Raw genomic sequence first — 22,835 nt, 5'->3', positions numbered from 1 at the left:
TATCCCCGGCTCAGACCATCAAAACGTGATCAACGCCATCCATGTCCCCGCCAGCCAGGCGGCTGGTGCCACTCGGTCCATCCGTACCCCAGGCGCCCGTCGGAGGCCTCGAACCGGCACAGGGCACGTGGGAAGCGGGCGACCTCCCCGTCCGGCGACGTCATGGCGACCGGGGCGAAGGCGAGCGGGACGACGGTCATCGGCATCCCCGGCACCTCCAGCCGCGCCCCGGACGGGAATCCGTCCTCCCCGAACTCGCTCGCCGCGGTGAAGCCCTCACGGTGCTCCAGCGCCCCGCCCGGCGGAGCCGTGAAGCAGGGCCAGGGCATCTCGAAGCCGACGTTCGCCCGCATGCCGTGGAAGAACGTGCCGTCGTCGAGCCGGCCCGAGCTCCACAGCCACGACGGCCCCCACCAGTCACGCTCTCCCCAGCTGTGGTCGCGCTCACCATGACCGGAGAAGGCGATCTCCTCGCCACCGACCCGGATGGTCCCCTCGACCTCGCAGGGGACCTCGTAGCGCGGGACGAAGCCGTAGGGGTACGCCTCGCCGGCGCTCCGCCACTCCAGGTCGAACGCCAGGGAGGTCGTGGCGGCGCCGTCCAGGTCCCGGTACGCCAGGGCGGGGTCGGAGAGGACGGCGGCCGCCCCCGCCTCAAGGCTCACCCGCAGGGACCGCATGGGGAGCGTCACGTCGTGGGTGGCCTGGAAGTTCTCACCCCGCACCGCGAGGTCGGGACCGGGGAGCGGGACGTGGTGGTCGACCAGCAGCACCGTGGGCCTGCCCACGCCGACCAGGCACGCCCAGTACCAGGCGCGGTTCCAGTTGGGATACAGGCCCAGCCGGACGTAACCGGCGAGCGCACCGTCCTCGGTCGTGAAGTCCAGGTAGACCGACTCGCTCCACAGCGGCTCGGCACCGGCCGGATGCGTCCCCTCGTCCTCGGGGCGCAGCGGCCAGGTCGCGTGATCGGCGGAATTCCCCACGGTCGCTCCCGGCACAGGCACTCGATCATGTACCGGCTCAACCTAACCGACGGCGCCTCCGCGGCATAGAGCCCCTGGCGGCCGTCGCTCCGGCCTTCCGGCCCCCGGTGCCGGTCGAACGGCGTGCGCGCGAGGAGTGCACGGCCAGGCGTAGCGCGACCAGCCCGGCGACCAGGAGGAGCACGACGAGCACGGTGATGATGATCTTTGCGATGTGCATGCCGACCTCCGGGACGAATTCCCTTCCCGAGGTCCACTACCCAGTGGACGAACAGGGAAGGCCGCAAGTTTCTAACGGCGCCTGGTGAAAGGCGACCATCGGCGGGGCTCAGGGGCGACGGACTCCTCCGGCAGCCGTCCCGCCGCGCGCAGCCGGTCGGCGAAGTCGCGGGCGTCGGCGTGCGAGCCGCCCGGCGGCTTGGGGCGGCCTCGCGCGTACGCGTCGAACTCCGCGGCGAAGCCGTCGCCGAGCAGCGCGGCCAGGTCGGGCCGGAGACGGGCCACCGTTCTGCGCCGCTTGGAGATCAGGCTGGACTCCTGGATCAGCAGCCGCTCCCTGTCGAACCCCGGCGGTGCCTCCTCCCCCGCCACCAGGGCGGCCAGCAGCGCTGCCTGCGCCCCGGCCAGCGCCTCCCTGGCCGCGTCCTCAGACACCGGACATCGCGCCGCGGATCCGGCCCAGCTCCCGCTCCAGCGCGCCGTCGCTGGGGTAGTCGTCGTCCCATTCGAGCAGCACTCCCGGCGGATCCACCCTGGCGCACAGCTCCGCGAGGATGTCCAGCACCTCCTCGGGGACGCGGGCGGTGTGGGTGTCGTGCCACAGCCCTCCACGAGAGTGACCCCCGGCGACATGGACGTAGGCGAGTTCGGACAGCGGCAGGCCGTCCAGCGCGGCGGTGGCCGACAGACCCAGATTGACCTGGTTCGTGTAGAGGTTCGCCACGTCGACCAGGAGTCCGACGCCGGTCATCTCCACCAGCTCTCCGAGAAAGGCGGCCTCGGTCATCTCGTCCTCCGGCCAGCCGAACAGTGCCGCGACGTTCTCCAGGGCCAGCGGGACGGGAAGCGCCTCCTGTGCCCGCCGCACGTTCTCCGCGACAACGGCCAGCGCGGCCCTGGTACGCGGCACCGGCAACAGGTGGCCGGCCTCCATGCCGCCCGCCCTGACGAAGGCCAGGTGCTCGCTGACCAGCGGCGCCTCCAGGGCGCGCGCGCAGTCCGCCAGCCGCGCCAGCCGCCGGGGGTCGGGATGCCCGGCACCGCCGATGCCCAGCCCGACGCCGTGCGGGATCACCGGCACGCCCCGGGCGCGGAGCACCCGCAGTGACTCGGGGAGCCGGGCCGGGTCGACGTTCTCGGCGACGACCTCGACGAAGTCGACCCCGGGCAGCCGTTCCACGGTCAGGTCGATCTCCGGCCGCCAGCCGATGCCCACGGCCGGCCCGGCCGCCGCCGGGAGCACCCCGCCGGCGACCGTCCTCGCCGCGGCGACCGGGGGACGCTCACCCACCGCAGCCGCCCCCGCACCCGCCACCGCAACCGGACCCGCAACCGGACCCGCAACCGGACCCGCCACCGTCACTCGATCCGCCACCGTCACTCGACCCGCCGCCTGAGTCGCCCCAGCTCCCGGATCCGAAGTCACCGCCGCCGCCACCGCAGGCGCCGACCGCGCAGCCGCTCCCGGAACCACTCGCGCTCTGGCGCTGGAGCTCCTCCACAAGGCCGGGCTCGTCGAGCTCCCCCAGCCCGTACAGGGCGACGGGAATGCCGACGGCGAAGGCCAGGTCGGGCGCGACGGGGCGGGCGCCCCGGACATAGGTCCCGCGGGCGGAGGTGAGCACGTCGTGACCCGCGTGGCTCAGGACGTCGCGCAGCAGCCGCTTGTGCCGCGCGTAGACGGAGAACCCGAGGAGCGCCGCGATCAGTCCGACCAGCAGCGCCGCGGCGCCGAGCCTTCCCCTGGCGCCCGCGATCAGGATGCCCACCGCGAGGACCAGCGTGACGATCGAGGTGACCAGGAGCCGGTTCAGCAGTCCCCGCGCGTGGTCGAGCGCGCTCTCGGGCACCAGCAGGCCCAGCCCCAGCAGCCGGTAGCGCAGGCCGTCGACGGCCTGTCCGGCGGCCACCGCGTGGCGGAGCTCGCCCACTGGGGCGGCGCCCCCACGCTGGGCGAGCGCCGCCGTGACGGCGTGTTCGATCGGGTCGGGAGAGGGCACGGCCCCGGCGACCAGGCTGACCTGACCGCCTCGCGAGACCCGGATCACCCCGGCTTTGGCCAGCATGCCGAGCGCGGTGTTGACCACTCGGCGCGGGCCTCCGGAGAGGTAGGCGAGCTCGTAGGGGGTCGGTGGCCCGCCGTGGTGGCGGGTCACCGCCGAGCGGACCCGGCGGTGCTCACGGCCGAGCGTGAACGCCGTGAAGACGATGGCCAGGGCGGCGGCGAAGGCGATGACGAACAGCGGGAACCCCATATCCGCCTCCTCGGGGGAAAGGGATCACAGGCGTGACGTCCCGTGTATCCGATTGGACGGGCACAGCCTGTCAGAAGTTTCCCCCGTCTTCGACCCCTTTGCAGCTGTCAGCCCAGGCGGGCGACGAGTGCCTCGTGCTCCTCCCAGAGCTCGCGGGGCAGGTGGTCGCCGAAGGTCTGGAAGAAGGCGGGCATGAGCGCCGCCTCCTGCCGCCAGATCTCCTCGTCGACGCTGAGCAGCGTCCGCATGTCCTCTTCGGAGACCGCGAGACCGTCGGTGTCGAGCTCGGCGGGGAGCAGGCCGATGGGGGTGCGCACCGCCTCCGCCTGGCCGTTGAGACGGTCGACGATCCACTTGAGCACGCGGGAGTTCTCCCCGAACCCGGGCCAGATGAACTTGCCCTCGTCGTTCTTGCGGAACCAGTTCACGTAGTAGACGCGCGGCAGCTCGGCGTTCTCACGCTGGCCGATCTTGAGCCAGTGGGCGAAGTAGTCGCCCATGTTGTAGCCGCAGAAGGGCAGCATCGCGAACGGGTCGCGGCGCAGCTCGCCGACCTTGCCCTCGGCGGCGGCGGTCTTCTCCGAGGCGATGTTGGCCCCGATGAAGACGCCGTGCTGCCAGCTCAGCGCCTCCGTCACCAGCGGGACCGCGCTGGCGCGGCGCCCGCCGAACAGGATCGCCGAGATCGGCACGCCCGCGGGATCCTGCCACTCACGGGCGATCGTCGGGCACTGCGCGGCCGGGACCGTGAAGCGGGCGTTGGGGTGCGCGGCCGGCTCGCCGGACTCCGGCGTCCAGTCCCGGCCCCTCCAGTCGGTCAGGTGCGCCGGGGGCTGGTCGGTGAGTCCCTCCCACCACACGTCACCGTCGTCGGTGAGGGCGACGTTCGTGAAGATGCTGTTGCCCCAGAGCGTCTCGATCGCGTTGGCGTTGGTGGACTCGCCGGTGCCGGGAGCGACGCCGAAGAAGCCCGCCTCGGGGTTGATGGCCCGCAGCCTTCCGTCGGCACCGAAGCGCATCCAGGCGATGTCGTCGCCGATCGTCTCGACCTTCCAGCCCGGGATGGTCGGCTGGAGCATGGCGAGGTTCGTCTTGCCGCACGCGCTCGGGAAGGCCGCCGCGACGTAGCGCGTCTCCCCCGAAGGCGGGGTGAGCTTGAGGATGAGCATGTGCTCGGCCAGCCAGCCCTCGTCCCGGGCCATCGTGCTGGCGATTCGCAGCGCGTAGCACTTCTTGCCGAGCAGGGCGTTGCCGCCGTACCCCGAGCCGTAGGACCAGATCTCGCGGGTCTCGGGGAAGTGGCTGATGTACTTGGTGGCGTTGCACGGCCACGGCACGTCGTCCTGGCCGGGTTCGAGCGGGGCGCCGACCGAGTGGACCGCCTTGACGTAGCCGCCGCGCTCCTCGATGAGCCGCAGCGCGTCCTCGCCCATCCGGGTCATGACGCGCATCGACACGACCACGTACGGCGAGTCGGTGATCTCCACACCGAGCTGGGAGATCTCACCGCCCAGCGGCCCCATGCAGAACGGCACGACGTACATCGTCCGGCCGCGCATGCTGCCCTTGAAGATCTCGCCGAAGGTGCGGCGCATCTCGGCGGGGGCGATCCAGTTGTTGGTCGGCCCGGCGTCCTCCTCGCGCTCCGAGCAGATGTAGGTCCGGTCCTCGACCCGGGCGACGTCGCCGGGGTCGGAGGCGGCGTGGAAGCTGTTCTGCCGCTTGGCCAGGCGTGTGAAGGTCCCTCGCTCGACCAGCAGGTTCGTCAGGCGCGTCCATTCGACCTCGGAGCCGTCGCACCATTCGATCCGGTCCGGCTGTGTCAGCTCGGCGATCTCCCTGACCCATTCGGCCAGTTCCGCATGACTGGTCGGGCTGGTGGTGTTCACGTCTACGGTAAGGGACACTGCTCGGGCTCCTTTACGCTTCACGGGGCCAAAACATCATTAACGACGGAACCGCGCTTAATCCAATTGGCATAGACCAGTGAATTCGCGCGATCAGATGTCAAGGCGCTTCCGGCCCGGCGTCTCCAGCGATGTATAGCCTGGCAGGAGCCGCAGGGCTGTGCAGCCCCCTACCCAGAAAAAACGGCCCTAAAAAAGCTTTTCCCGCACTGGTATAGGCCAATGAGAAAGGTCTAAACCAATCGGCCGACAGGTTCAGACCAATTTATCGACCATTCCCGCTGCCCAGCCTCAGGAATTCACGTCGGGTCCGGCGGCCCGGACGCGGTCGACATGCCGTAGCGCGTCCCTCAGATCCGCCAGCCAGGTGTCGGTGTGGTCGCCCACCAGACGTACGCACCAGGCGAGCGCGTCACTGCGACTGCGGGCCACCCCCGCGGCCACGAGGGTGTCGAGCACCCGGCGCTCCGACTGTCTGAGCCTGGTCATGACGGGCACCGACAGTGTGGTGAACATCACCGTCTCGCCGCCGACCGCGACCCCCCAGGAGACCTTCCTGCGGAACAGGTGTTCGGCCTCCAGAGCGATCTCCACGCGCCGCTCCCTGGTCTCCTCGCGGAAGCGCAGGATGCCGCCCTCCAGCGCGGCGGAACGCTCCACCTCCGAGACGTCGTCGCCGAGCGCGGGAGCCCGAAGCCGGCCGACCACCGCGATCTCCTCGCGGTCCAGCACGATCTCGGGCTCGCCTTCGAACCATTCCCGGGGCAGCCTTCCCGAGAACCAGCCGCGCAGCCTCTCCATTGTTTTATCTTTTTCCATGTAATTTAGATTACAACGTTCACGGCCGCTGTCCACGCTGGCCCGCACAGGCGCGAGAATCGGCGAATGAGATCACCCCAACGCGCCGGAGGGCTGCGCGAGCGCAAGAAGGCGAAGACCCGCTGTGCGATTCAGGAGCACGCGCTGCGTCTGTTCGCCGAGCGGGGATACGAGGCCACGACCGTCGAGCAGATCGCCTCCCGTACCGGCCGCGATCCCCGCGACCTCTCCGTCGAGACCTTCGCCGCCGCGGTGCTCGGGGCCATGCTCCCCTCCGTCGCCCGCTGGGCCGCGAACCCCTCGGAGAACCTGCCCGACCTCCTTGACACCGCCCTGGTCCAGCTCGCCGCCGGCCTCCCGCTCACCGGCACGCGGTAGGCGAAAGGTCCAAGGGGGCCTAACGGACGCGGGCGGCGACCGCCGGGCTGACGCGCACGGCCCCGGCGAAGTTGCGGGTGGTGACGGGGACGAGCTTGACCACGTCGCCGGTCCTGGGAGCGTGCAGCATCTTGCCGTCCCCCCAGTAGATCGCCACGTGCGAGACGTAACCGGGGTTGGTGGGGTCGTGCCGCCAGAACAGCAGGTCCCCCGGCTGGGCCTGGGCGAGCGGGATCTGCGGGCCCGAGACGAACTGCTGGTGCGTCACCCGGGGCACCGTGATCCCCGCCTGGGCGTACGCCCACTGGACCAGGCCCGAGCAGTCGAAGCTGTCCGGCCCTTCCGCGCCCCACACGTACGGGCGGCCGAGCTTGCTGATCGCGGCGGTGAGCGCGGTCCTGATCTGGGGAGTGGTCGGGAAGGAGCCGGCCGGCCAGTTCGCGCTCCGGGAGACCGTCAGCACCGGGTTGATCACGGCGACCTGCCCTCCCTTGGGCAGTACGCGCAGAAGCGCGCGGCGCAGCTTCGCGGAGTCGGCCTTCGGGGCGCTCACCACGAGCGCGTTGTTCTCCGGGATGCCCAGTGCGCGGGCGGTCGGCCGGGAGACCACCGCGTCGATGGCGCCCATGCCCATCGTGGCGTAGGCGCCGACCCTCAGGTTCTGCCCGGCGGTGGTGAACGTCTTGCCCAGCGGCATGCCCCCGTCGTTGCCCAGGACGAAGGAGACGGCGACCTCCCCCGCCGAGACGTTCCGCCAGAGCCTGTCGGAGCGCGCCGTCGGCTTGGGGGTGTAGGCGCGGAACGTCGAGGGGTTCACCCCGAGCGTCTGAATTCGCTTGCCGTCCAGGATCACCTCCGCGGCGTCGGCGCGCTCCACCGCCCGCACCCCGGAGAGCTGGGCGACCTTGGCCACCACCGCCGAGCTGAGCGGCTTGGGCGCCACCACGAAAAGATGCGGTTTCCGCATCGAGGTCAGCGGCGCCACCGGAGCGGGCGCCTGCGCGGGCTGGACGGGCTTCGCCACCTGGGTCGGCACGGTGGCGACGGATCTGCGCATGGTGACCGTCTCCGGATCGGCCTCCGGCATCTGCGTGTAGATCATCAGGCCGATGGCCAGCACGCCGACGAGCAGAACGGCGAGGATCGGGACCGCCTGCCTCATCAGACGGGCGGCGCGGCTGTAGCGGAGACGGGGACGGTAGGCGAGGTCCTGGCGGGCCTCCCGAATCAGGTCGGAGACACGTGGCCGCCGATCGAACACGACATATCCCCTTCTCCCACCGGTCCGGCCCTACGAGGGTGCCGTACACCGCCCGGCGATGCACGCGAACCCACCAAAAAGCGCCTTATCTGCAATATGGCCGAAAGACTACAAATCTCCCGCCAAATCCTCCAAGACATGGCAATCCGCCGGGACACCCGTCCCGGCGGATCAACGGATCAACGGAGTGTGGGGAGGTCAGTTGCCGACGTACGGCACGGCCTCGAGGATCTCGACGGTGTTGGACCGGCCGTTCGGCATCGTGTAGGTCGCCTTCTCACCGATCTTCTTGCCGTTGATCGCCGAGCCGAGAGGCGACTTCGGCGAGTAGACGTCGATCGGGGCGCCGCTCTCCTCGCGGGAGGCCAGCAGGAAGGCGACCTCCTCGTCGTCGCCCTCGAAACGGACGGTGACCGTCATTCCTGGGCCCACCACGCCTTCGGTACGGGGCGCCTCACCGACCTTGGCGCTGTCCAGGATCTGACGGAGATGGAAGATGCGGGCCTCCATCTTGCCCTGCTCGTCCTTGGCGGCGTGGTAGCCACCGTTCTCCTTCAGGTCGCCCTCTTCGCGGGCCGCCTCGATCTTCTTGGCGATGTCGACGCGCCCGGGCCCCGAGAGATGCTCGAACTCAGCCTTCAGGCGGTCGTACGCCTCCTGAGTGAGCCAGGTGACGCTCTCGTTGTGGGAGTCGGCCACGGGTTCTCCTTGCTTCCTCTAGGGGGCTTCGTGCTTGGGGGTTGCGGACGGTCGAATCTCGACAGGCTAACAAGTTAGGCCTTCGTCCGCCTCCTCAAATGTCTCACTATACGAGATAGCAGTACTGGACATGACCAGAAGTGGCCTGAGCACTGGTCTCTAGCTGTTCAGTAAGCCGAACATACCCCTCACCAGCCGGAATATTGACCTCCTTGCTGCCGACCTCGACGTGGCTGACGTCGGTGGCCCGCAGCCGGCAGAGCGCCGCGCGATCAGATGGTTTGACGACCTCGAACATGATCTGCACAGAATCGCCGCGGCTGGCATCGAATGCGATGAGCTGGTCGATGACTTCCGTGTTGCCCTTGGACGCCCACATCACATAGCCCCAGCCCCCCGCGCACACGGCGCAGAGGATCGCGATCACGACGTGCACGACGAAGCGTCCCCTGCGCTCCGGACGGTCGGGAAAATCGTCCGGGGTGCCAAGGATCGGGCCGTTCTGACGGCCCTTCTCGGCTTCGCTGGTGGCCATGACGGAATCTCCCTGCACTACCTCGGTGTTATCCGAGACAATTGTCCCCTGCGGGGGCCTCGCCCTCGCGACCGCCCAAGAGAAACTAACCTCTTCACAGAGTGACGTAAGCCAAGGGCGCGCGGGGTACCGCGTCGAGCGGAGCGGGGGATACGGCCAGGTTAGGCCGTCCGCGAGGCGACCGACGACGATCCGAAGCGCGACCGACACAGAGGAGACACCGAGCCCGTGAGTGCACCACTCAGGCTGATGGCCGTCCACGCGCATCCCGACGACGAGTCGAGCAAAGGCGCCGCCACCATGGCGCGCTACGTGGCCGAGGGCGTGGACGTGCTGGTCTGTACGCTCACCGGGGGCGAACGCGGGTCGATCCTGAACCCCAAGATGGAGCGCCCGGAGATCCTGGAGAACATCGGCGAGGTGCGACGTCTGGAGATGGAGCGCGCCCGCGAGATCCTCGGCGTACGACAGCGCTTCATGGGGTTCGTCGACTCCGGCCTGCCCGAGGACGAGAGCGAACCGCTACCCGAGGGCTGCTTCGCCCTGCAGCCCCTCCAGATCGCCTCGGCCTCGCTGGTCGCGGCCGTCCGCGAGTTCAGGCCGCACGTCATCCTCACCTACGACGACGACGGCGGCTATCCGCACCCCGACCACATCATGACCAACCGGGTCTCGGTGGAGGCGTTCGAGGCGGCGGGCGACCCCGACCGTTACCCGGGCACCGGCGAGCCCTGGCAGCCCCTGAAGCTCTACTACCACATGGGTTTCACCAAGGACCGGTTCGAGGCGCTGCACGAGGCGATGAACTCCCGCGGCATGGGCTCCCCCTACGCCGACTGGATCTCCCGCTGGGAGGACCGCCCGCAGAAGTGGCCGGTGACCACCCGGGTCCCCTGCGGCGACTACTTCGAGATCCGCGACGAGGCGCTGCTCGCGCACGCCACCCAGGTCGATCCGGACGGCTTCTGGTTCGTCTGCCCGCGTGACCTGCAGCGTGAGGTCTGGCCGACCGAGGACTACCACCTGGCCCGCGCGCTCGTGGACGTCGAGCTTCCCGAGGACGACCTGTTCACCGGAATCCACGCGGACACGGTCTCGCACGCCTGCCACTGACGCGACCGTGGGGTGGCGGTGGCAGACTTGACGTGTGATTACACCAAACGTCCTCGACGAGTCCGTCGTCAACCCGGGCCTCGTGGGCTTCCTCGTCGTGGCAGCGATGGGGTTCGCCCTCTACCTGCTCGTCAAGTCGATGCGCAGGCAGATCTCCAGGATCGAGGTCCCCTCCGAGGCCGAGCTGAGGAAGCAGCGGAGCACCGCCGGCACCACGACACCGACCGCCCCCTAGTCCGGTTCCGCGTACGTCCCCGGCCCGCCGGGGGCGATCGAGGGACGGGCGGGGGTGATCGGGGCGATCACCCACACCGCCGGACCCGTGACCCCGGCCGGTGACGGCTCGGCACGCGCGAAGAACCCGCCCGGCAGGGCCGACACCCCAAGGACGAGCATGGCCGACGACATCGAGGTCTCCGACAACCACGAGGCCGCCCGCTTCGAGATCCTGCTGGACGGCGGGGTCGCCGGGTTCGCCGCGTACCGGCTCCGATCCGGGAAGATCATTTTCACGCACACCGAGATCCTCCCCGAGTTCGAGGGCAGGGGCCTGGGCGGGCGGCTGGCCGCCGCGGCTCTCGACGCGAGCCGCGCCTCCGGCCGGATGGTCGTGCCGCTCTGCCCGTTCGTCGCCCGCTACATCCGGCGCCACCCCGAGTACCGGGACCTGGTGCCGGAGAGCTACCTCGACCTCCTGGACGAGGACGCCTGACCTCGGCGGCCGTGCGGCGGGCACCCGGTTCTCCGGGCCTGGCCGACCGGCCCCTCCGCGCGTCCCGGCCGTCGGTCCGCGGCCCTCGCCCCCTCAGTCCCCGAGGGCGTCCGTCGAGGACCAGGCTCGCTCCAGCGCCTTGGGCAGGCCCCAGCGACCCAGCGGGGTGAGCACCTCGGTCCTGTCGACGATCCCGAGACACGCCCAGAGCGGGGTGACCGAGCTGAAGAGCGTCTCGGCCGCTTCCAGATCCTCCGGCTCGTCCATGTCGACGTCGATGTCCTCCGACTCGGCGATGAGCCGGGCGATCCGCTCGGGTGAGGCCAGCACCCCGGGACCGCGCCTGGCCAGGGCCGCGACCACGGCCAGCCAGTCGGCGTGGTGGATCGCGCACAGGGCGGCCAGCACCGAGTCCTCGTGGCTGAGCTCCCCGTCCAGATCGGTGAAGACCTCCAGCCGGTCCTCCTCCTCCGGCAGGTCGGAGATCGGCCCTGCGATACCCGCCGTGACGGTCAGCCAGAGCTCCTCGTCGTCGGCCGGCAGCGGCTCCCCCTCGTACCCTGCGCAGGCCCGCAGCACGTTTCCCGGATAGCCGGGGCCGGCCAGCACCTCGCGCAGCCGGGTGGCCGCGGCCCGCAGCTCCCCGACAGGCCGCTCGGGCTCGGGCAGCTCGGCCAGGATGCGCCGCAGCTCGCCCAGCGCGAACGCCTCCTCCTCGTCCCAGGCGGCGAACAGCTCCTCGTCCTGCTCGTCGGAGACCGCGGCTCCCGGGACCCGCCCGTCGGGCAGCGGACCGGTGAGCCAGCGCTCCTGGAAGTCCGCGTAGACCTCCCTGGCCTGCTCGTCACCCCGTGCGAGCGCGTCCGGGTCGATCTCCCCCGCGGCGACCCGCTCCTCCAGGTAGGCGACCAGCCGGTTGAACATCTCCTCGCCGACCGGTCCCCGTTCGTCCTCCTCAGGCCAGACGAAGAAGCTGCGGGTGAGCAGGAGCGGCTCGGTGCCCGTGGACTCCATCCAGCGCTGCACGTCCCCCACGGTCGCGCCGCCGGACTCGATCGCGCTGAGGGTCGCCTTCGCGGAGTCCCAGAACGGCACCGACAGCGGGTTGCCCGCCGCCAGCAGCGCCCGCCTCAGATCGGGCAGCGCCACCAGCGCCACCCCGGACGGCACGGCGAGCAGCGCGCGGGCAACATCACGCCGGGTCAGCTCGGAAGCCGCCCTTCCGGCGTGCACACAGACGAAGTCGAGATCCACGCCCAGTGAGCCTACGCCCGAAGCGCGATGAACACACCTTCCTGCCCGGTGTCACCTCCAGCCCCTCGGCCGGCACGGCCTTCACCGGGCGGCCGGAGGGGAGAACGCGGCGGTGAACCCCGAACGCCCGGCGAGACGATCGCCGTCCACGGCGCGGGCCCGGCCGGGCTCAGGGCCACGCTCCCAGCGACCGCCGTCCCGGCCTTCTCGCCCTCGTCGAGCAGCTCGGCGGGACTCCCTTCGACGACTCCAGAGGGCCGAACGTCAAGGACCACGACCACGGGCCGCTCGGCCGCACCCTCGGTCTAGTGTGGGAAAAACCGGGACGCGCGACCTGTGCGCACCCCGCGAGGAGAAGTACGCACCGCGTACCCAGGAAGGGTCTTCATGAACCGTTTGACGGACGCGACGAGCCCCTACCTGCTGCAGCACGCGGACAATCCCGTCGACTGGTTCCCCTGGGGGGACGAGGCCTTCGCGGAGGCGCGACGACGGAACGTGCCCCTGCTGATCAGTGTCGGTTACTCGGCGTGTCACTGGTGTCACGTGATGGCTCACGAGTCGTTCGAGGACCCCGGCACGGCCGCGCTGATGAACGAGCACTTCGTCAACGTCAAGGTCGATCGCGAGGAGCGCCCGGACGTCGACGCGGTCTACATGACGGCCACCCAGGCCATGACGGGCCAGGGCGGGTGGCCGATGACCGTCTTCGCCACCCCGGAGGGCCACCCCTTCTACACCGGCACCTACTTTCCCAGGCAGCAGTTCCAGCGGCTGCTGGCCGGAGTGTCGAACGCCTGGAACGGCGACCGGGAGGCGGTGCTCGAACAGAGCTCGAAGATCGTGGAGGCGCTGAACGAGCAGTCGGCGATGCCGTCGGGTCCACTGCCCGCGCCGAGCACGCTCACCCGGGCCGTACAGAGCCTGGCCGAGTCCTTCGACTCGGCCCGCGGCGGCTTCGGCGGAGCGCCCAAGTTCCCGCCGTCGATGGCCCTGGAGTTCCTGCTGCGCTACGGCGCGACCCCCGCCGACGAGGATGCGCGGACGACCGCGAACGCGGCGATGTCCATGGCCGACCGGACGCTGGAGGCCATGGCCAGGGGCGGCATCTACGACCAGCTCGGCGGCGGGTTCGCCCGCTACAGCGTGGACGCGGACTGGGTGGTGCCGCACTTCGAGAAGATGCTCTACGACAACGCCCTGCTCCTGCGGGTCTACACGCACTGGTGGCGTTCCACCGGCTCCGCCCTGGGCAGGCGGGTGGCACTGGAGACCGCCGACTGGCTGCTGGCCGAGATGCGCACCCCCGAGGGGGGCTTCGCCTCCGCCCTGGACGCCGACAGCGAGGGCGTGGAGGGCAGGTTCTACGCCTGGACCCCCCGGGAGCTCCGCGAGGTCCTCGACGAGGAGGACGGCGCCTGGGCGATCGACCTGTTCGAGGTGACGGGGACGTTCGAGCACGGCACCTCGGTGCTCCAGCTCCGCTCCGACCCCACCGACCCCGAGCGGTTCGCCCGGGTGCGCTCCGCGCTGCTGGCCGCGCGGGCCCGCCGGGTGCGGCCCGGGCGCGACGACAAGGTGGTGGCCGCCTGGAACGGCCTGGCCATCGCCGCCCTCGCCGAGACCGGCGCCCTGTTCGACCGGCCGGACCTCGTCGAGGCGGCACGCGAGGCGGCCACCCTGCTCGACGACCTCCACCTGGACGGTGACCGGCTGCTGCGCACCTCCCGCGACGGCCGCGCCGGCACCAACGCGGGGGTACTGGAAGACTACGCCGACCTCGCGGAGGGCCTGCTGGCCCTTTCCGGGGTGACCGGGGAGGTCCGCTGGTTCCGGCGGGCCGAGTCGCTGCTGGAGACCGTCCTGGAGCGGTTCTCCGACGGCTCCGGCGGGTTCTACGACACCGCCGACGACGCCGAGCGGCTCTTCCAGCGCCCGCAGGACCCGACGGACAACGCCACTCCCTCCGGCCGGTTCGCCGCCGCGGGGGCGCTGCTGTCGTACGCGGCGCTGACCGGCTCGTCCCGGCACAGGGCGGCGGCCGAGGCGGCCCTGGGCACGGTCACCGTCCTGGCCGACAGGCACGCCCGGTTCGCCGGGTGGGGCCTCGCGGTGGCACAGGCGGCGGTGACCGGCCCGATCGAGGTCGCGGTCGTGGGGTCGGCCGACGATCCGACGACGGCGGCCCTGCACCGGGCCGCTCTGATGTCACCCCTGCCCGGCCTGGTCCTGGCACTCGGAGAGCCCGGTTCCGGCGAGATCCCGCTCCTGGCCGGCCGGGGCCTGGTGGGAGGCGCGCCCGCGGCCTACGTGTGCCGTGGCTTCACCTGCCGGATGCCCGTCACCACCCCCACGGCCCTGCGAGCCGAGCTGGCGGGCGGGGCGTAGGGTCACTCGCTCCCCACGGGGGCGACGACGCGGCGGCCCAGGCCGTTGAGGTCGAGCTCGTCGCCGCCTCCGTCCTGGCCCTCCGGGCCGTTACCGGGGCCACCCTGCCCGTCGTCGCCCGGAGCCGAGGTCTGGCCGGGGCCGGGGGTCTCCTGGCCGGGACTCGCGCTCTGGCCGGGGCCGAAGGTGCCGGTCTCGTCGGGGGTGGGGCTGGCGGTGCCCTGGTCACCGCCCTGGTCGTCGTACCGGCCGTCGGAGCCGTAGACGTCGTACGGGTTGGAGTAGCCGTAGCTGGACGGCTCCTTGAACTCCTTGACCGGCTTGCCGTCCATCGCCTCCGTCATGAAGGCGCGCCAGATCTGGGCGGGATAGGATCCGCCGTACTGGGCGCTGCCGTTCACGGTCACCGGCTTGTTGTCGTCGCGGAACATGTTCACCGCCGTGGCCAGCTGCGGGGTGAACCCGGCGAACCACACGGCCGCCGACTCGTCCGTGGTGCCGGTCTTGCCCGCCACGGGGCGGTCGTACAGGCGGGCGCCCGAGCCGGTGCCCGCCTCGACGACCTGGGTCAGCGCGTAGGTGGCGTCGATGGCGGCCTGCTCGCTGAAGGCGCGCTTCCCCTTGGTGGAGCTCTTCACCACCTTTCCGTCGGCGTCGGTGACCGAGCGGATCACATGGGCCTCGCGGTGGACGCCCTCCGCGGCGAAGGTGGCGAAGCCCGAGGCGTTCTGCACCGCGCTCACCGAGGCCACGCCCAGCGGGAGGGTGGCCGCGGCCCGATGCGGGTCGAGCTGCCCGCTGGGGATTCCGGCGGCCTCGGCGACCTTGACCACCTTGTTCAGGCCGACCTTCTGGGCGAGGTCGACGAAGGCGGTGTTCACCGAGCTCTGGGTCGCCTTGACGAGGTTGACCTGGCCGTAGGAGTAGCCGCCCGAGTTGGGGATGTCGGCGGAGGCGATCCGCAGCGGCGAGTTGCCGTCGACCCTGGTGTCCAGGCCGAAGCCGTTGTTCAGGGCCGCGGCCAGCGTGTACGCCTTGAAGGTCGATCCGGCCTGCACCTTGGCCGAGAACGAGTTGTCGAACTTGTTGGCGGCGTAGTCGCGGCCGCCGTAGAAGGCGAGGACCTCACCGGACGCGGGATCGACGGCGGCCAGCCCGGTGCGGACCTTCCTGGGGGTGTTCTCCGGCAGGACCGAGGTGACGGCGCGCTCGGCGGCGGCCATCAGGTTCTTGTCGAAGGTCGATACGATCTTCAGCCCGCCCTGGTTGATGACCTCGTCGGTGTAGCCCCTGCTCTTGAGCTCGGCCGCCACCTGGTCGAGCATGTAGCCCTCCTGCCCCTTGGGCGCGAAGATCGCCTTGGGCTTTCTGAGGGTGGGGAAGGTCACCTCGGCGGCCTCGGTGGAGGTGACGGCCCCGATGGCCACCATCCCGTCGATCACCGACCTCCAGCGGTCCCTGGCCGCATAGAGGTCCGCGCCCTGCGGGTCGGCGAACCTGGAGGGCTGCTGGATCACCGCGGCGAGGTAGGCGCCCTCGGCGAGGGTCAGCTTGCCCACGTCCTTGCGGAAGTAGGCGTCGGCCGCCGCCTGGACCCCGTCGGCGCCCCGGCCGAAGTAGATCGTGTTGAGGTACTGCTCCAGCACCCAGTCCTTCGACTTCGACTGGTCCACCTTCAGGGAGATCATGATCTCCTTGAGTTTGCGGATTATGGAACGTTCCTGACTGAGGCCGCTGTAGTAGTTGCGGACCATCTGCTGGGTGATCGTGGAGCCGCCCTGGAGCTGCTGCCCGGTGACCGTGGACCACATGGCCCGGAAGGTGCCCTTGAGGGAGATGCCCTGGTCGTCGTAGAACGAGCGGTTCTCCGCGGCGATGACCGCGTTGCGCAGGCCCTGCGGGACCTTGTCGAGGGTCACGCTCTTGCGGTTGACACCCTGCTTGGCCAGCACGGTCTTGCCGTCGCGATAGAAGATCACCGAGCCCTGCGCGGTGGCCCTGGGCTGGGTGCTGTCCGGGATGGGGGTCATCGCCCACACCACCCCGAGCAGGCCGATCACCGAGATGACACCGACGCCGAAGACGATGAGTGTGATCCGCAGGAGCTTCCTCCTGGGACTGCCCGTCCCGCCCTTTAGCACGCGTGACCCCCCGATCGGATCCGTCGCAGACCCCCGACGGCTGCGCGGACCGTTAAGGGTAAACGATGGATAACGGTGTCTGGCCCCTGCTTGGCATGGTACGGCTAGCTCCTCCCCTTGCGCGGGACATCGGCCACCAAAGGCAGAACACGGTATGGCACAGGGGTGTCCAAGGCGATCACCGACGAGGTCCTGACCACGCCCCGGACGTCAACGATCAGGTCAATTACCCGCTGCAGATCGGCATTGCTGCGCGCCACCACGCGGCAGTGCATGTCGTCACCGCCGGTGATCGTGTGCACCTCCAGCACCTCGGGGATGGCCGCGAGTTGCACGGCGACCGGGTCGTGCCCGCTGACCTGGCGGATCTGCAGGGTCACGAACGCGGTCACGTCGTAGCCGAGCGCCGCGGGGGCGATGTCCGGGCCGAACCCGGTGACCACCCCCCGGGCGACCAGCCGGTCGAGGCGTGCCTGCACGGTCCCCCGGGCCACTCCGAGCCGCCGCGAGCACTCCAGCACCCCGAGTCTGGGCTCCGCCGCGAGCAGGGCGATGAGGCGGGCGTCGAGCTGATCGATCGTCATGATGTACAGGCACTCCGCGATGATCGGCAATCGATTGTGCATATTGTGCACTATTTCAAGTGAGTGTTGCACAAACAGACCAGCAAATCAGAAGGTACTCGCATGAGCGACATCTTTCCGGTGAACGGCATGGACTCCGTGGTTTTCGCGGTGGGCAACGCCAAGCAGGCCGCCCACTACTACTCCAGCGCGTTCGGCATGCGGCTCGTGGCCTATCGGGGCCCGGAGAACGGCAGCCGCGACGAGGTGGCGTACGTCCTCACCTCGGGCGCCGCCAGGTTCGAGTTCCGCGGGGCGGTACGCCCCGGCACCGAGGTCGCCCGCCATGTGGCCGAGCACGGTGACGGCGTGATCGACCTCGCCATCGAGGTCCCCGACGTGGACACGGCCTACGCCCACGCGCTCGCCCAGGGCGCGCGGGGGCTGTCGGAGCCGCAGGTGCTGGAGGACGAGCACGGCAAGGTGGTGGTCGCGGCGATCGCCACCTACGGCGAGACCCGGCACACCCTCGTCGACAGGTCCAACTACAGCGGCGTCTACCTGCCCGGCTACCTCCCTGCGGAACCTCTGGTCGCGGCCCCCGACGTGAAGAACGGCCGCCTGTTCCAGGCCGTCGACCACTGCGTCGGCAACGTGGAACTCGGCAAGATGGACGAGTGGGTGGAGTTCTACAGGCGGGTCATGGGCTTCACCAACATGGCGGAGTTCATCGGCGACGACATCGCCACCGAATACTCGGCGTTGATGTCCAAGGTGGTCGCGGACGGCACCCGCAAGGTGAAGTTCCCGCTCAACGAGCCGGCGATCTCCAAGAAGAAGTCGCAGATCGACGAGTACCTGGAGTTCTACGGTGGCCCCGGCGTGCAGCACATCGCGCTGGCCACCAACGACATCCTCGGCACCGTCGACCGCATGCGCGAGGCCGGGGTCGGCTTCCTGGACACTCCCGCCTCCTACTACGACGACCCGGAGCTGCGGAAGCGCATCGGCGAGGTCCGCGCGCCGATCGAGGAGCTGAAGAAGCGCGGCATCCTGGTCGACCGGGACGAGGACGGCTACCTGCTGCAGATCTTCACCAAGCCGGTGCAGGACCGTCCGACCGTGTTCTTCGAGCTGATCGAGCGGCATGGCTCGCTCGGCTTCGGCAAGGGCAACTTCAAGGCGCTCTTCGAGGCGATCGAGCGTGAGCAGGACCTCAGGGGAAACCTGTGACCCCGGCTCAGAGGTAACCCAAAACCGCCGTTGGCTTTGTGATGGCACTCTTCCGGCAATCACCCGTAAATGGGATCAATACCGCCACCGCCGGATGACCGGGGATCGGACCCGTGGTCCGATCCCGCTCCACCGGGGCCGGGCCACCCGGGTCCCGGCCCCGGTCCACACCACGGCCCCGGCCCGGAACCCGGCCCCGGCCACGGTCCCGGCCCCGGCTACGGTGAGGGGCCGTTCGGCGGTGCCCCCCGGGACGGGGGCATGCGACTGGGCGGACGATGGCGCCGCCTGTTCGCGGGCATCCTCGACCTCGTCATCATCAGCCTCATCTCCACACCGTTCAGCTACCGGACCATCAGCACCGTCACGGGCTCCGAGGGCTTCGTCGCGATAACACCCCGCGCGGAGACCCTCCTGGTGGCGGTGATCGGCTTTCTGTACTACTGGCTGCTGACCGCCTTCTGGAACGGGCAGACGCTCGGCAAGCGTCTCTTCCACCTGCGCGTGGTCGACCTCGGCGGGCGAAGGGCCGACGTCGGGCAGGCCGCGATTCGCGAGCTGGTCCGGTGGGTGATGTACATCACCTGCTGCCTGGGGTGGATAGACCTGGCTTTCATCCTTTTTCAGTCACGCAAGCAGGCCGTGCACGACATCGCGGCCAGAACGCTTGTCATAGACGCCTGATCGACGCAGGTCAGTCGCGTAGTGTGCCATGCACGAGCTCGGCTCAGCGGGCCGGGGAAGGGGTGTTAGGGGTATGGCGTCCAAACGGCTGGCCACCACGGCGACCGCCGCTCTGCTCAGCACGCTCGGCACCATCGGCACGGTCGCCTGTGCCGCGTCGAGCGGGGAGAGCGCCCCGGCGGCGGGCTCGACCGTCAACTCGACGGTGAACTCGACGCTGTCGGGCCCCTCCGCCTCCCCCCTGTCCAGCTCCGCCGCCGACACCAGGGCCAGGCCCGGTGCCCCCGGGATCGGCGACTCCGACTTCCCCACCGACGGCAACGGCGGCTACGACGTCGACCACTACCTGCTCAAGCTGGGCTACACCCCGTCCGCCAAGCACCTGGCCGGGACGGCCAGGATCGAGGCCCGGGCCACCCAGCACCTGGCGAGCTTCAACCTCGACCTCTCAGGCTTCACGGTCAGCCGGGTCACCGTGGACGGCAGGCCCGCGAGATTCGATCGGGCCGGAAGCGAGCTCACCGTCACCCCCGCCGAGTCCATCCCGAACGACGCGACGTTCGCCGTCGACGTCACGTACGCCGGAGAGCCCAAACCTGTCCGGAACTCCTCCAATCTGGGCACGTACGGCTTCATCCCGACCCAGGACGGCGCGTTCGTCACGGGCCAGCCCAACGGCGCCAAGACCTGGTTCCCCAGCAACGACCACCCCGCCGACAAGGCGCGCTACGACTTCGAGCTCACCGTGCCCGCGGGGCTGACGGCGCTGGCCAACGGCGAGCTCGTCGGCGAGCCGAAGACCGCCGGGGGCAGGACGACCTTCCGGTGGCGGGAGAGCCACCCGATGGCCAGTTACCTGGCCACCATGACGCTGGGCAGGTTCGAGGTGCTCCAGGGCAAGACCCCCGGGGGCCTGAAGAACCTGGCGGCCGTCGACCCGATCTTCCGTGGTTCGCTGCGGAGGCTGTACGACGTGTCGGGCAAGGTCACCGACTACTGGAGCACGCTCTTCGGCCCCTACCCCTTCTCCTCCACCGGGGGCGTGGTCGACGACTTCCCCGCGGGCTACGCGCTGGAGAACCAGACCAAGCCCATGTACGGCGGGTTCGCCCCCGACGAGGACATCATCGCCCACGAGCTGGCCCACCAGTGGTTCGGCGACAGCCTCAGCATCAAGCGGTGGAAGGACCTGTGGCTCAACGAGGGCTTCGCGACCTACGCCGAGTGGCTCTGGTCGGAGCACGAGGGCCGGGCCACCACCGAGCAGCTCTTCCGCAGGCACTACGCCGCCGCCGTCGGCGACCCCATCTGGAGCTACGCCCCCGGCCGGGCCAGGCCGGAGGACCTGTTCAACAATTCCGTCTACACCCGGGGTGGTATGACGCTGCACGCGCTCAGGCAGCGGATCGGCGACCAGGCGTTCTTCAAGCTCCTGAAGCAGTGGGTCGCCACGCACAAGTACGGGAGTGTCACGACCCCGGAATTCATCGCGATGGCCGAGAAGATCTCCGGCAAGAACCTCGAAGCCCTCTTCGACGCCTGGCTGTTCACCGCCGAGAAGCCGTCCACCTGGTGACGCGGGCCCGATGCGGCGAGGAGCCGGGCGCCCGGTGACGGCTCAGGTACAGACGATCTTGTACCCGTCCGTCCGCAGGGAGCCCAGCACCTCCGCGGAGTGCGCCGGCCCCCTGGTCTCCAGTTGGAGCTGGACCTCGACCTCGCCGGGGTGCATGCCCAGCCGCTCGTGCACGACGTCGAGCACGTTGGCGCCGAGTTCCGCCAGCCTGGCCAGCAACCTCGCCAACGCACCCGGCCTGTCGGAGAGCGGCACCCGCATGGTGAGATAGCGCCCCGCCGCGGCCAGGCCGTGCCGGAGGACCTTGGCCAGCAGCAGCGGGTCGACGTTGCCCCCGGAGAGCACCGCCACCACGGGCGGCTCGAAGACCCGCGGGTGGGCCAGGATCGCGGCCACCCCGGCCACGCCCGCCGGCTCGACGACCTGCTTGGCCCGTTCGAGGCAGAGCACCAGCGCCTGGGAGATCTGGCTCTCGGTGACGGTGACGACGTTGTCGACCAGGTAGTGGATCAGCTCGAAGGGCAGCTCGCCCGGGCGGCCCACGGCGATGCCGTCGGCCATCGTCGAGGCGGGCCGGACCTCGACCGGATGCCCGGCGGCCAGCGACGCCGGGTAGGCGGCGGCCCGCTCGGCCTGGACCCCGACGATCCGCACGCCCGGCCTCAGCGACTTGGCCGCCAGCGCGACCCCGGCGGCCAGCCCGCCGCCGCCCAGTGACATCACGATCGTGCCGACCTCGGGAAGCTGCTCCACGATCTCCAGCCCGATCGTGCCCTGCCCGGCGATGACGTCGGGGTGGTCGAAGGGATGGATGAACACCGCTCCGGTCCGCTCGGCATGCTCCCCCGCCCGCTCCAGCGCGACGTCCACGGTGTCGCCCGCGAAGATCACCTCGGCGCCGTACGAGCGGGTGGCGGCCACCTTGGGCAGCGGCGCCCCCTGCGGCATGTAGACCGTCGAGGAGGTCCCGACCAGTCCGGAGGCGAGCGCCACACCCTGCGCGTGGTTGCCCGCACTGGCCGCGACCACCCCTCGCCGCCGCTCGCTCTCGGTCAGCCCGGCGATCCTGACGTACGCCCCCCGGATCTTGAAGGAACCCGAGCGCTGCAGGTGCTCGCACTTGAGGTGGACGGGCCCGCCGACGATGCCCGACAGCACGTGTGAGTGGAGCAGCGGGGTGCGCAGAGCGACGTCGGCCAGCGACTCGCGCGCGGCGACCACGTCCTCGTAGGTCACCCGAGACTCCGACATGCGGGCCATCGTACGGCGCGCGCTCGCGCTTTCGCACCGGACCTGGCGGGAGCGCTCGCCGGACGGGGCGACCACCACCCGCGATCGCCCCCAGTCGCTTACAAGGACTTCACAAGACGGTGCGGGCAGACTCGGGCGGAGACGGGATCGGCATCGGTTCCTGGACAACACGGAGCGCAAGATGTACGCGGTGGCCTGCACCGGGGAGCAAGGTGTCCTGAGATGACGGACGGGCGATTCACGGAGGAGGAGTACGTCGAATGGGCGAGGCGGTGGCTCGGCGACCGCCCGATCCCCGGTGAGCTGCTGCGGATGGTCGCCATCCAGGCCTCCCGGCCCCTCCACGCGGGCCCGGACGCCGACCCGCTGCACGAGCTGGAGATCACCGTGCTGGGGCCGGGAAGCACCCACCCGGTGTTCGACGACGCCGCCAACCGGGAGATCGGCGGATCGTGGTCGGAGGTACTGAGCCACCTGTTCCCCGTCGTGGAGACGTTCAACTCGCCCTCGCTCGGCGACGGCGTGTACGGATACTGGCTGCACCCGGACGAGCGGGCGGAGCGGCCGCCGATCGTCGCGATCGACAGCGAGGGAACCTTCTTCGCGCCGAGGGGCAGCACCCTCCTTGAGGCGTTGCTCAACGATTCCGGCGTCGACGGCCCGGCGTTCGGGCACCTGGCGGACCGGTTCGCCGCCGTCGGCCTGCCGATCTCCCCGCGCAGCCGTGCCGAGATCCCCGAGTCCGGCATCGTCATGGACCCCGAGGCGCTGGAGAAGATCGTGGACGCCGAACACCGAGCGGCCCACACCGCGAGCAGGGCCCTCGCCTCACGATGACCGTCCAGTCCGGACGGCGGGGTC

At 70.3% G+C, this 22,835-nt stretch carries 24 protein-coding genes; 9 read left to right on the top strand and 15 right to left on the bottom strand.

Features of this window, described 5'->3' with window-relative positions; genetic code table 11:
* Window positions 1-29 precede the first annotated feature (29 nt).
* The 7 genes from AB0K21_RS17355 to AB0K21_RS17325 form a co-directional block, all read right to left on the bottom strand.
* The gene (locus AB0K21_RS17355; RefSeq protein ID WP_343977712.1) at window positions 30-986 is read right to left on the bottom strand and encodes a hypothetical protein; all 957 of its coding nucleotides are present in this window, start codon (window positions 984-986) and stop codon (window positions 30-32) included.
* Between the two features lie 37 nt (window positions 987-1,023).
* Entirely contained in the window at window positions 1,024-1,206 is a 183-nt protein-coding gene (locus AB0K21_RS17350; protein ID WP_343977715.1) for a hypothetical protein, read from the bottom strand.
* 71 nt (window positions 1,207-1,277) lie between these two features.
* Window positions 1,278-1,640 carry a hypothetical protein gene (locus AB0K21_RS17345; RefSeq protein WP_364150962.1) on the bottom strand — a complete coding sequence of 121 codons (363 nt, stop codon included), beginning with the start codon at window positions 1,638-1,640 and terminating at the stop codon, window positions 1,278-1,280.
* Complete coding sequence (locus AB0K21_RS17340) at window positions 1,633-2,496, bottom strand: DUF692 domain-containing protein (protein WP_364150959.1); 864 nt, start codon at window positions 2,494-2,496, stop codon at window positions 1,633-1,635. The genes AB0K21_RS17345 and AB0K21_RS17340 overlap by 8 nt, the downstream gene beginning before the upstream one ends.
* On the bottom strand, window positions 2,489-3,460 hold the full coding sequence (locus AB0K21_RS17335) for a TIGR04222 domain-containing membrane protein (protein ID WP_364150956.1): 972 nt from the start codon (window positions 3,458-3,460) through the stop codon (window positions 2,489-2,491). The genes AB0K21_RS17340 and AB0K21_RS17335 overlap by 8 nt, the downstream gene beginning before the upstream one ends.
* 107 nt (window positions 3,461-3,567) lie before the next feature.
* Window positions 3,568-5,367, bottom strand: coding sequence for a phosphoenolpyruvate carboxykinase (GTP) (locus AB0K21_RS17330; protein WP_343977726.1), 1,800 nt, complete (start codon window positions 5,365-5,367; stop codon window positions 3,568-3,570).
* A gap of 291 nt (window positions 5,368-5,658) precedes the next feature.
* Window positions 5,659-6,186, bottom strand: a complete 528-nt coding sequence (locus AB0K21_RS17325; RefSeq protein WP_343977729.1) for a hypothetical protein — start codon at window positions 6,184-6,186, stop codon at window positions 5,659-5,661.
* 66 nt (window positions 6,187-6,252) lie between these two features.
* Between AB0K21_RS17325 and AB0K21_RS17320 the strand changes: the two genes are divergently transcribed.
* Complete coding sequence (locus AB0K21_RS17320) at window positions 6,253-6,564, top strand: TetR family transcriptional regulator (protein ID WP_343977732.1); 312 nt, start codon at window positions 6,253-6,255, stop codon at window positions 6,562-6,564.
* A 19-nt stretch (window positions 6,565-6,583) separates the two neighbouring features.
* Here the strand turns inward: AB0K21_RS17320 and AB0K21_RS17315 are convergent, their stop codons facing one another.
* The 3 genes from AB0K21_RS17315 to AB0K21_RS17305 form a co-directional block, all read right to left on the bottom strand.
* Complete coding sequence (locus AB0K21_RS17315; RefSeq protein ID WP_364150951.1) at window positions 6,584-7,825, bottom strand: C40 family peptidase; 1,242 nt, start codon at window positions 7,823-7,825, stop codon at window positions 6,584-6,586.
* Between the two features lie 198 nt (window positions 7,826-8,023).
* A complete protein-coding gene (gene greA / locus AB0K21_RS17310; protein ID WP_343977738.1) occupies window positions 8,024-8,524 on the bottom strand; it encodes a transcription elongation factor GreA in 501 nt (166 codons plus the stop codon).
* Between the two features lie 106 nt (window positions 8,525-8,630).
* On the bottom strand, window positions 8,631-9,059 hold the full coding sequence (locus AB0K21_RS17305; RefSeq protein ID WP_343977741.1) for a DUF4307 domain-containing protein: 429 nt from the start codon (window positions 9,057-9,059) through the stop codon (window positions 8,631-8,633).
* Between the two features lie 228 nt (window positions 9,060-9,287).
* Between AB0K21_RS17305 and mca the strand changes: the two genes are divergently transcribed.
* Both mca and AB0K21_RS17295 read left to right on the top strand, forming a co-directional pair.
* On the top strand, window positions 9,288-10,172 hold the full coding sequence (mca, locus tag AB0K21_RS17300; protein WP_343977744.1) for a mycothiol conjugate amidase Mca: 885 nt from the start codon (window positions 9,288-9,290) through the stop codon (window positions 10,170-10,172).
* 34 nt (window positions 10,173-10,206) lie between these two features.
* A complete protein-coding gene (locus AB0K21_RS17295) occupies window positions 10,207-10,407 on the top strand; it encodes a hypothetical protein (RefSeq protein ID WP_343977748.1) in 201 nt (66 codons plus the stop codon).
* Here AB0K21_RS17295 and AB0K21_RS17290 read toward each other — a convergent pair.
* Window positions 10,404-10,580 (bottom strand): hypothetical protein, encoded by a 177-nt coding sequence (locus AB0K21_RS17290; RefSeq protein WP_343977751.1) that lies wholly within the window; start codon window positions 10,578-10,580, stop codon window positions 10,404-10,406. The two genes, AB0K21_RS17295 and AB0K21_RS17290, sit on opposite strands and share 4 nt — an antisense overlap.
* On the opposite strand from AB0K21_RS17290, the gene AB0K21_RS17285 reads away from it, so the two are divergent.
* On the top strand, window positions 10,567-10,884 hold the full coding sequence (locus AB0K21_RS17285; RefSeq protein WP_343977754.1) for a GNAT family N-acetyltransferase: 318 nt from the start codon (window positions 10,567-10,569) through the stop codon (window positions 10,882-10,884). The two genes, AB0K21_RS17290 and AB0K21_RS17285, sit on opposite strands and share 14 nt — an antisense overlap.
* A gap of 93 nt (window positions 10,885-10,977) precedes the next feature.
* On the opposite strand, the gene AB0K21_RS17280 is transcribed toward AB0K21_RS17285, so the two are convergent.
* Window positions 10,978-12,138 (bottom strand): hypothetical protein, encoded by a 1,161-nt coding sequence (locus AB0K21_RS17280; protein WP_343977757.1) that lies wholly within the window; start codon window positions 12,136-12,138, stop codon window positions 10,978-10,980.
* A 387-nt stretch (window positions 12,139-12,525) separates the two neighbouring features.
* On the opposite strand from AB0K21_RS17280, the gene AB0K21_RS17275 reads away from it, so the two are divergent.
* Window positions 12,526-14,526 carry a thioredoxin domain-containing protein gene (locus tag AB0K21_RS17275; protein ID WP_343977760.1) on the top strand — a complete coding sequence of 667 codons (2,001 nt, stop codon included), beginning with the start codon at window positions 12,526-12,528 and terminating at the stop codon, window positions 14,524-14,526.
* Between the two features lie 2 nt (window positions 14,527-14,528).
* On the opposite strand, the gene AB0K21_RS17270 is transcribed toward AB0K21_RS17275, so the two are convergent.
* Together AB0K21_RS17270 and AB0K21_RS17265 are read right to left on the bottom strand one after the other, a co-directional pair.
* Complete coding sequence (locus tag AB0K21_RS17270) at window positions 14,529-16,667, bottom strand: transglycosylase domain-containing protein (RefSeq protein ID WP_343977763.1); 2,139 nt, start codon at window positions 16,665-16,667, stop codon at window positions 14,529-14,531.
* Window positions 16,668-16,771: 104 nt separating this feature from the next.
* Entirely contained in the window at window positions 16,772-17,251 is a 480-nt protein-coding gene (locus AB0K21_RS17265; RefSeq protein ID WP_030910940.1) for an Lrp/AsnC family transcriptional regulator, read from the bottom strand.
* Between the two features lie 102 nt (window positions 17,252-17,353).
* Between AB0K21_RS17265 and hppD the strand changes: the two genes are divergently transcribed.
* The 3 genes from hppD to AB0K21_RS17250 all read left to right on the top strand — a co-directional run bounded on the left by hppD (window position 17,354) and on the right by AB0K21_RS17250 (window position 20,723).
* A complete protein-coding gene (hppD, locus tag AB0K21_RS17260) occupies window positions 17,354-18,463 on the top strand; it encodes a 4-hydroxyphenylpyruvate dioxygenase (protein WP_343977766.1) in 1,110 nt (369 codons plus the stop codon).
* Window positions 18,464-18,724: 261 nt separating this feature from the next.
* Window positions 18,725-19,147, top strand: coding sequence for an RDD family protein (locus AB0K21_RS17255; RefSeq protein ID WP_343977769.1), 423 nt, complete (start codon window positions 18,725-18,727; stop codon window positions 19,145-19,147).
* Between the two features lie 73 nt (window positions 19,148-19,220).
* Window positions 19,221-20,723: a M1 family metallopeptidase gene (locus tag AB0K21_RS17250; protein WP_343977772.1), complete on the top strand. Its 1,503-nt coding sequence runs from the start codon at window positions 19,221-19,223 to the stop codon at window positions 20,721-20,723.
* A 42-nt stretch (window positions 20,724-20,765) separates the two neighbouring features.
* Here the strand turns inward: AB0K21_RS17250 and ilvA are convergent, their stop codons facing one another.
* Entirely contained in the window at window positions 20,766-21,974 is a 1,209-nt protein-coding gene (gene ilvA / locus AB0K21_RS17245) for a threonine ammonia-lyase (protein WP_343977776.1), read from the bottom strand.
* 222 nt (window positions 21,975-22,196) lie between these two features.
* On the opposite strand from ilvA, the gene AB0K21_RS17240 reads away from it, so the two are divergent.
* On the top strand, window positions 22,197-22,811 hold the full coding sequence (locus AB0K21_RS17240) for a hypothetical protein (protein WP_343977779.1): 615 nt from the start codon (window positions 22,197-22,199) through the stop codon (window positions 22,809-22,811).
* The last annotated feature ends 24 nt before the right edge of the window (window positions 22,812-22,835 follow it).

The organism is Streptosporangium sp. NPDC049248, from assembly GCF_040678965.1.
Taxonomy (GTDB): Bacteria; Actinomycetota; Actinomycetes; order Streptosporangiales; family Streptosporangiaceae; genus Streptosporangium; species Streptosporangium fukuiense.
The sequence above is the reverse complement of the archived record's forward strand: the minus strand, read 5'-3'. Positions and strand labels throughout refer to the sequence as shown.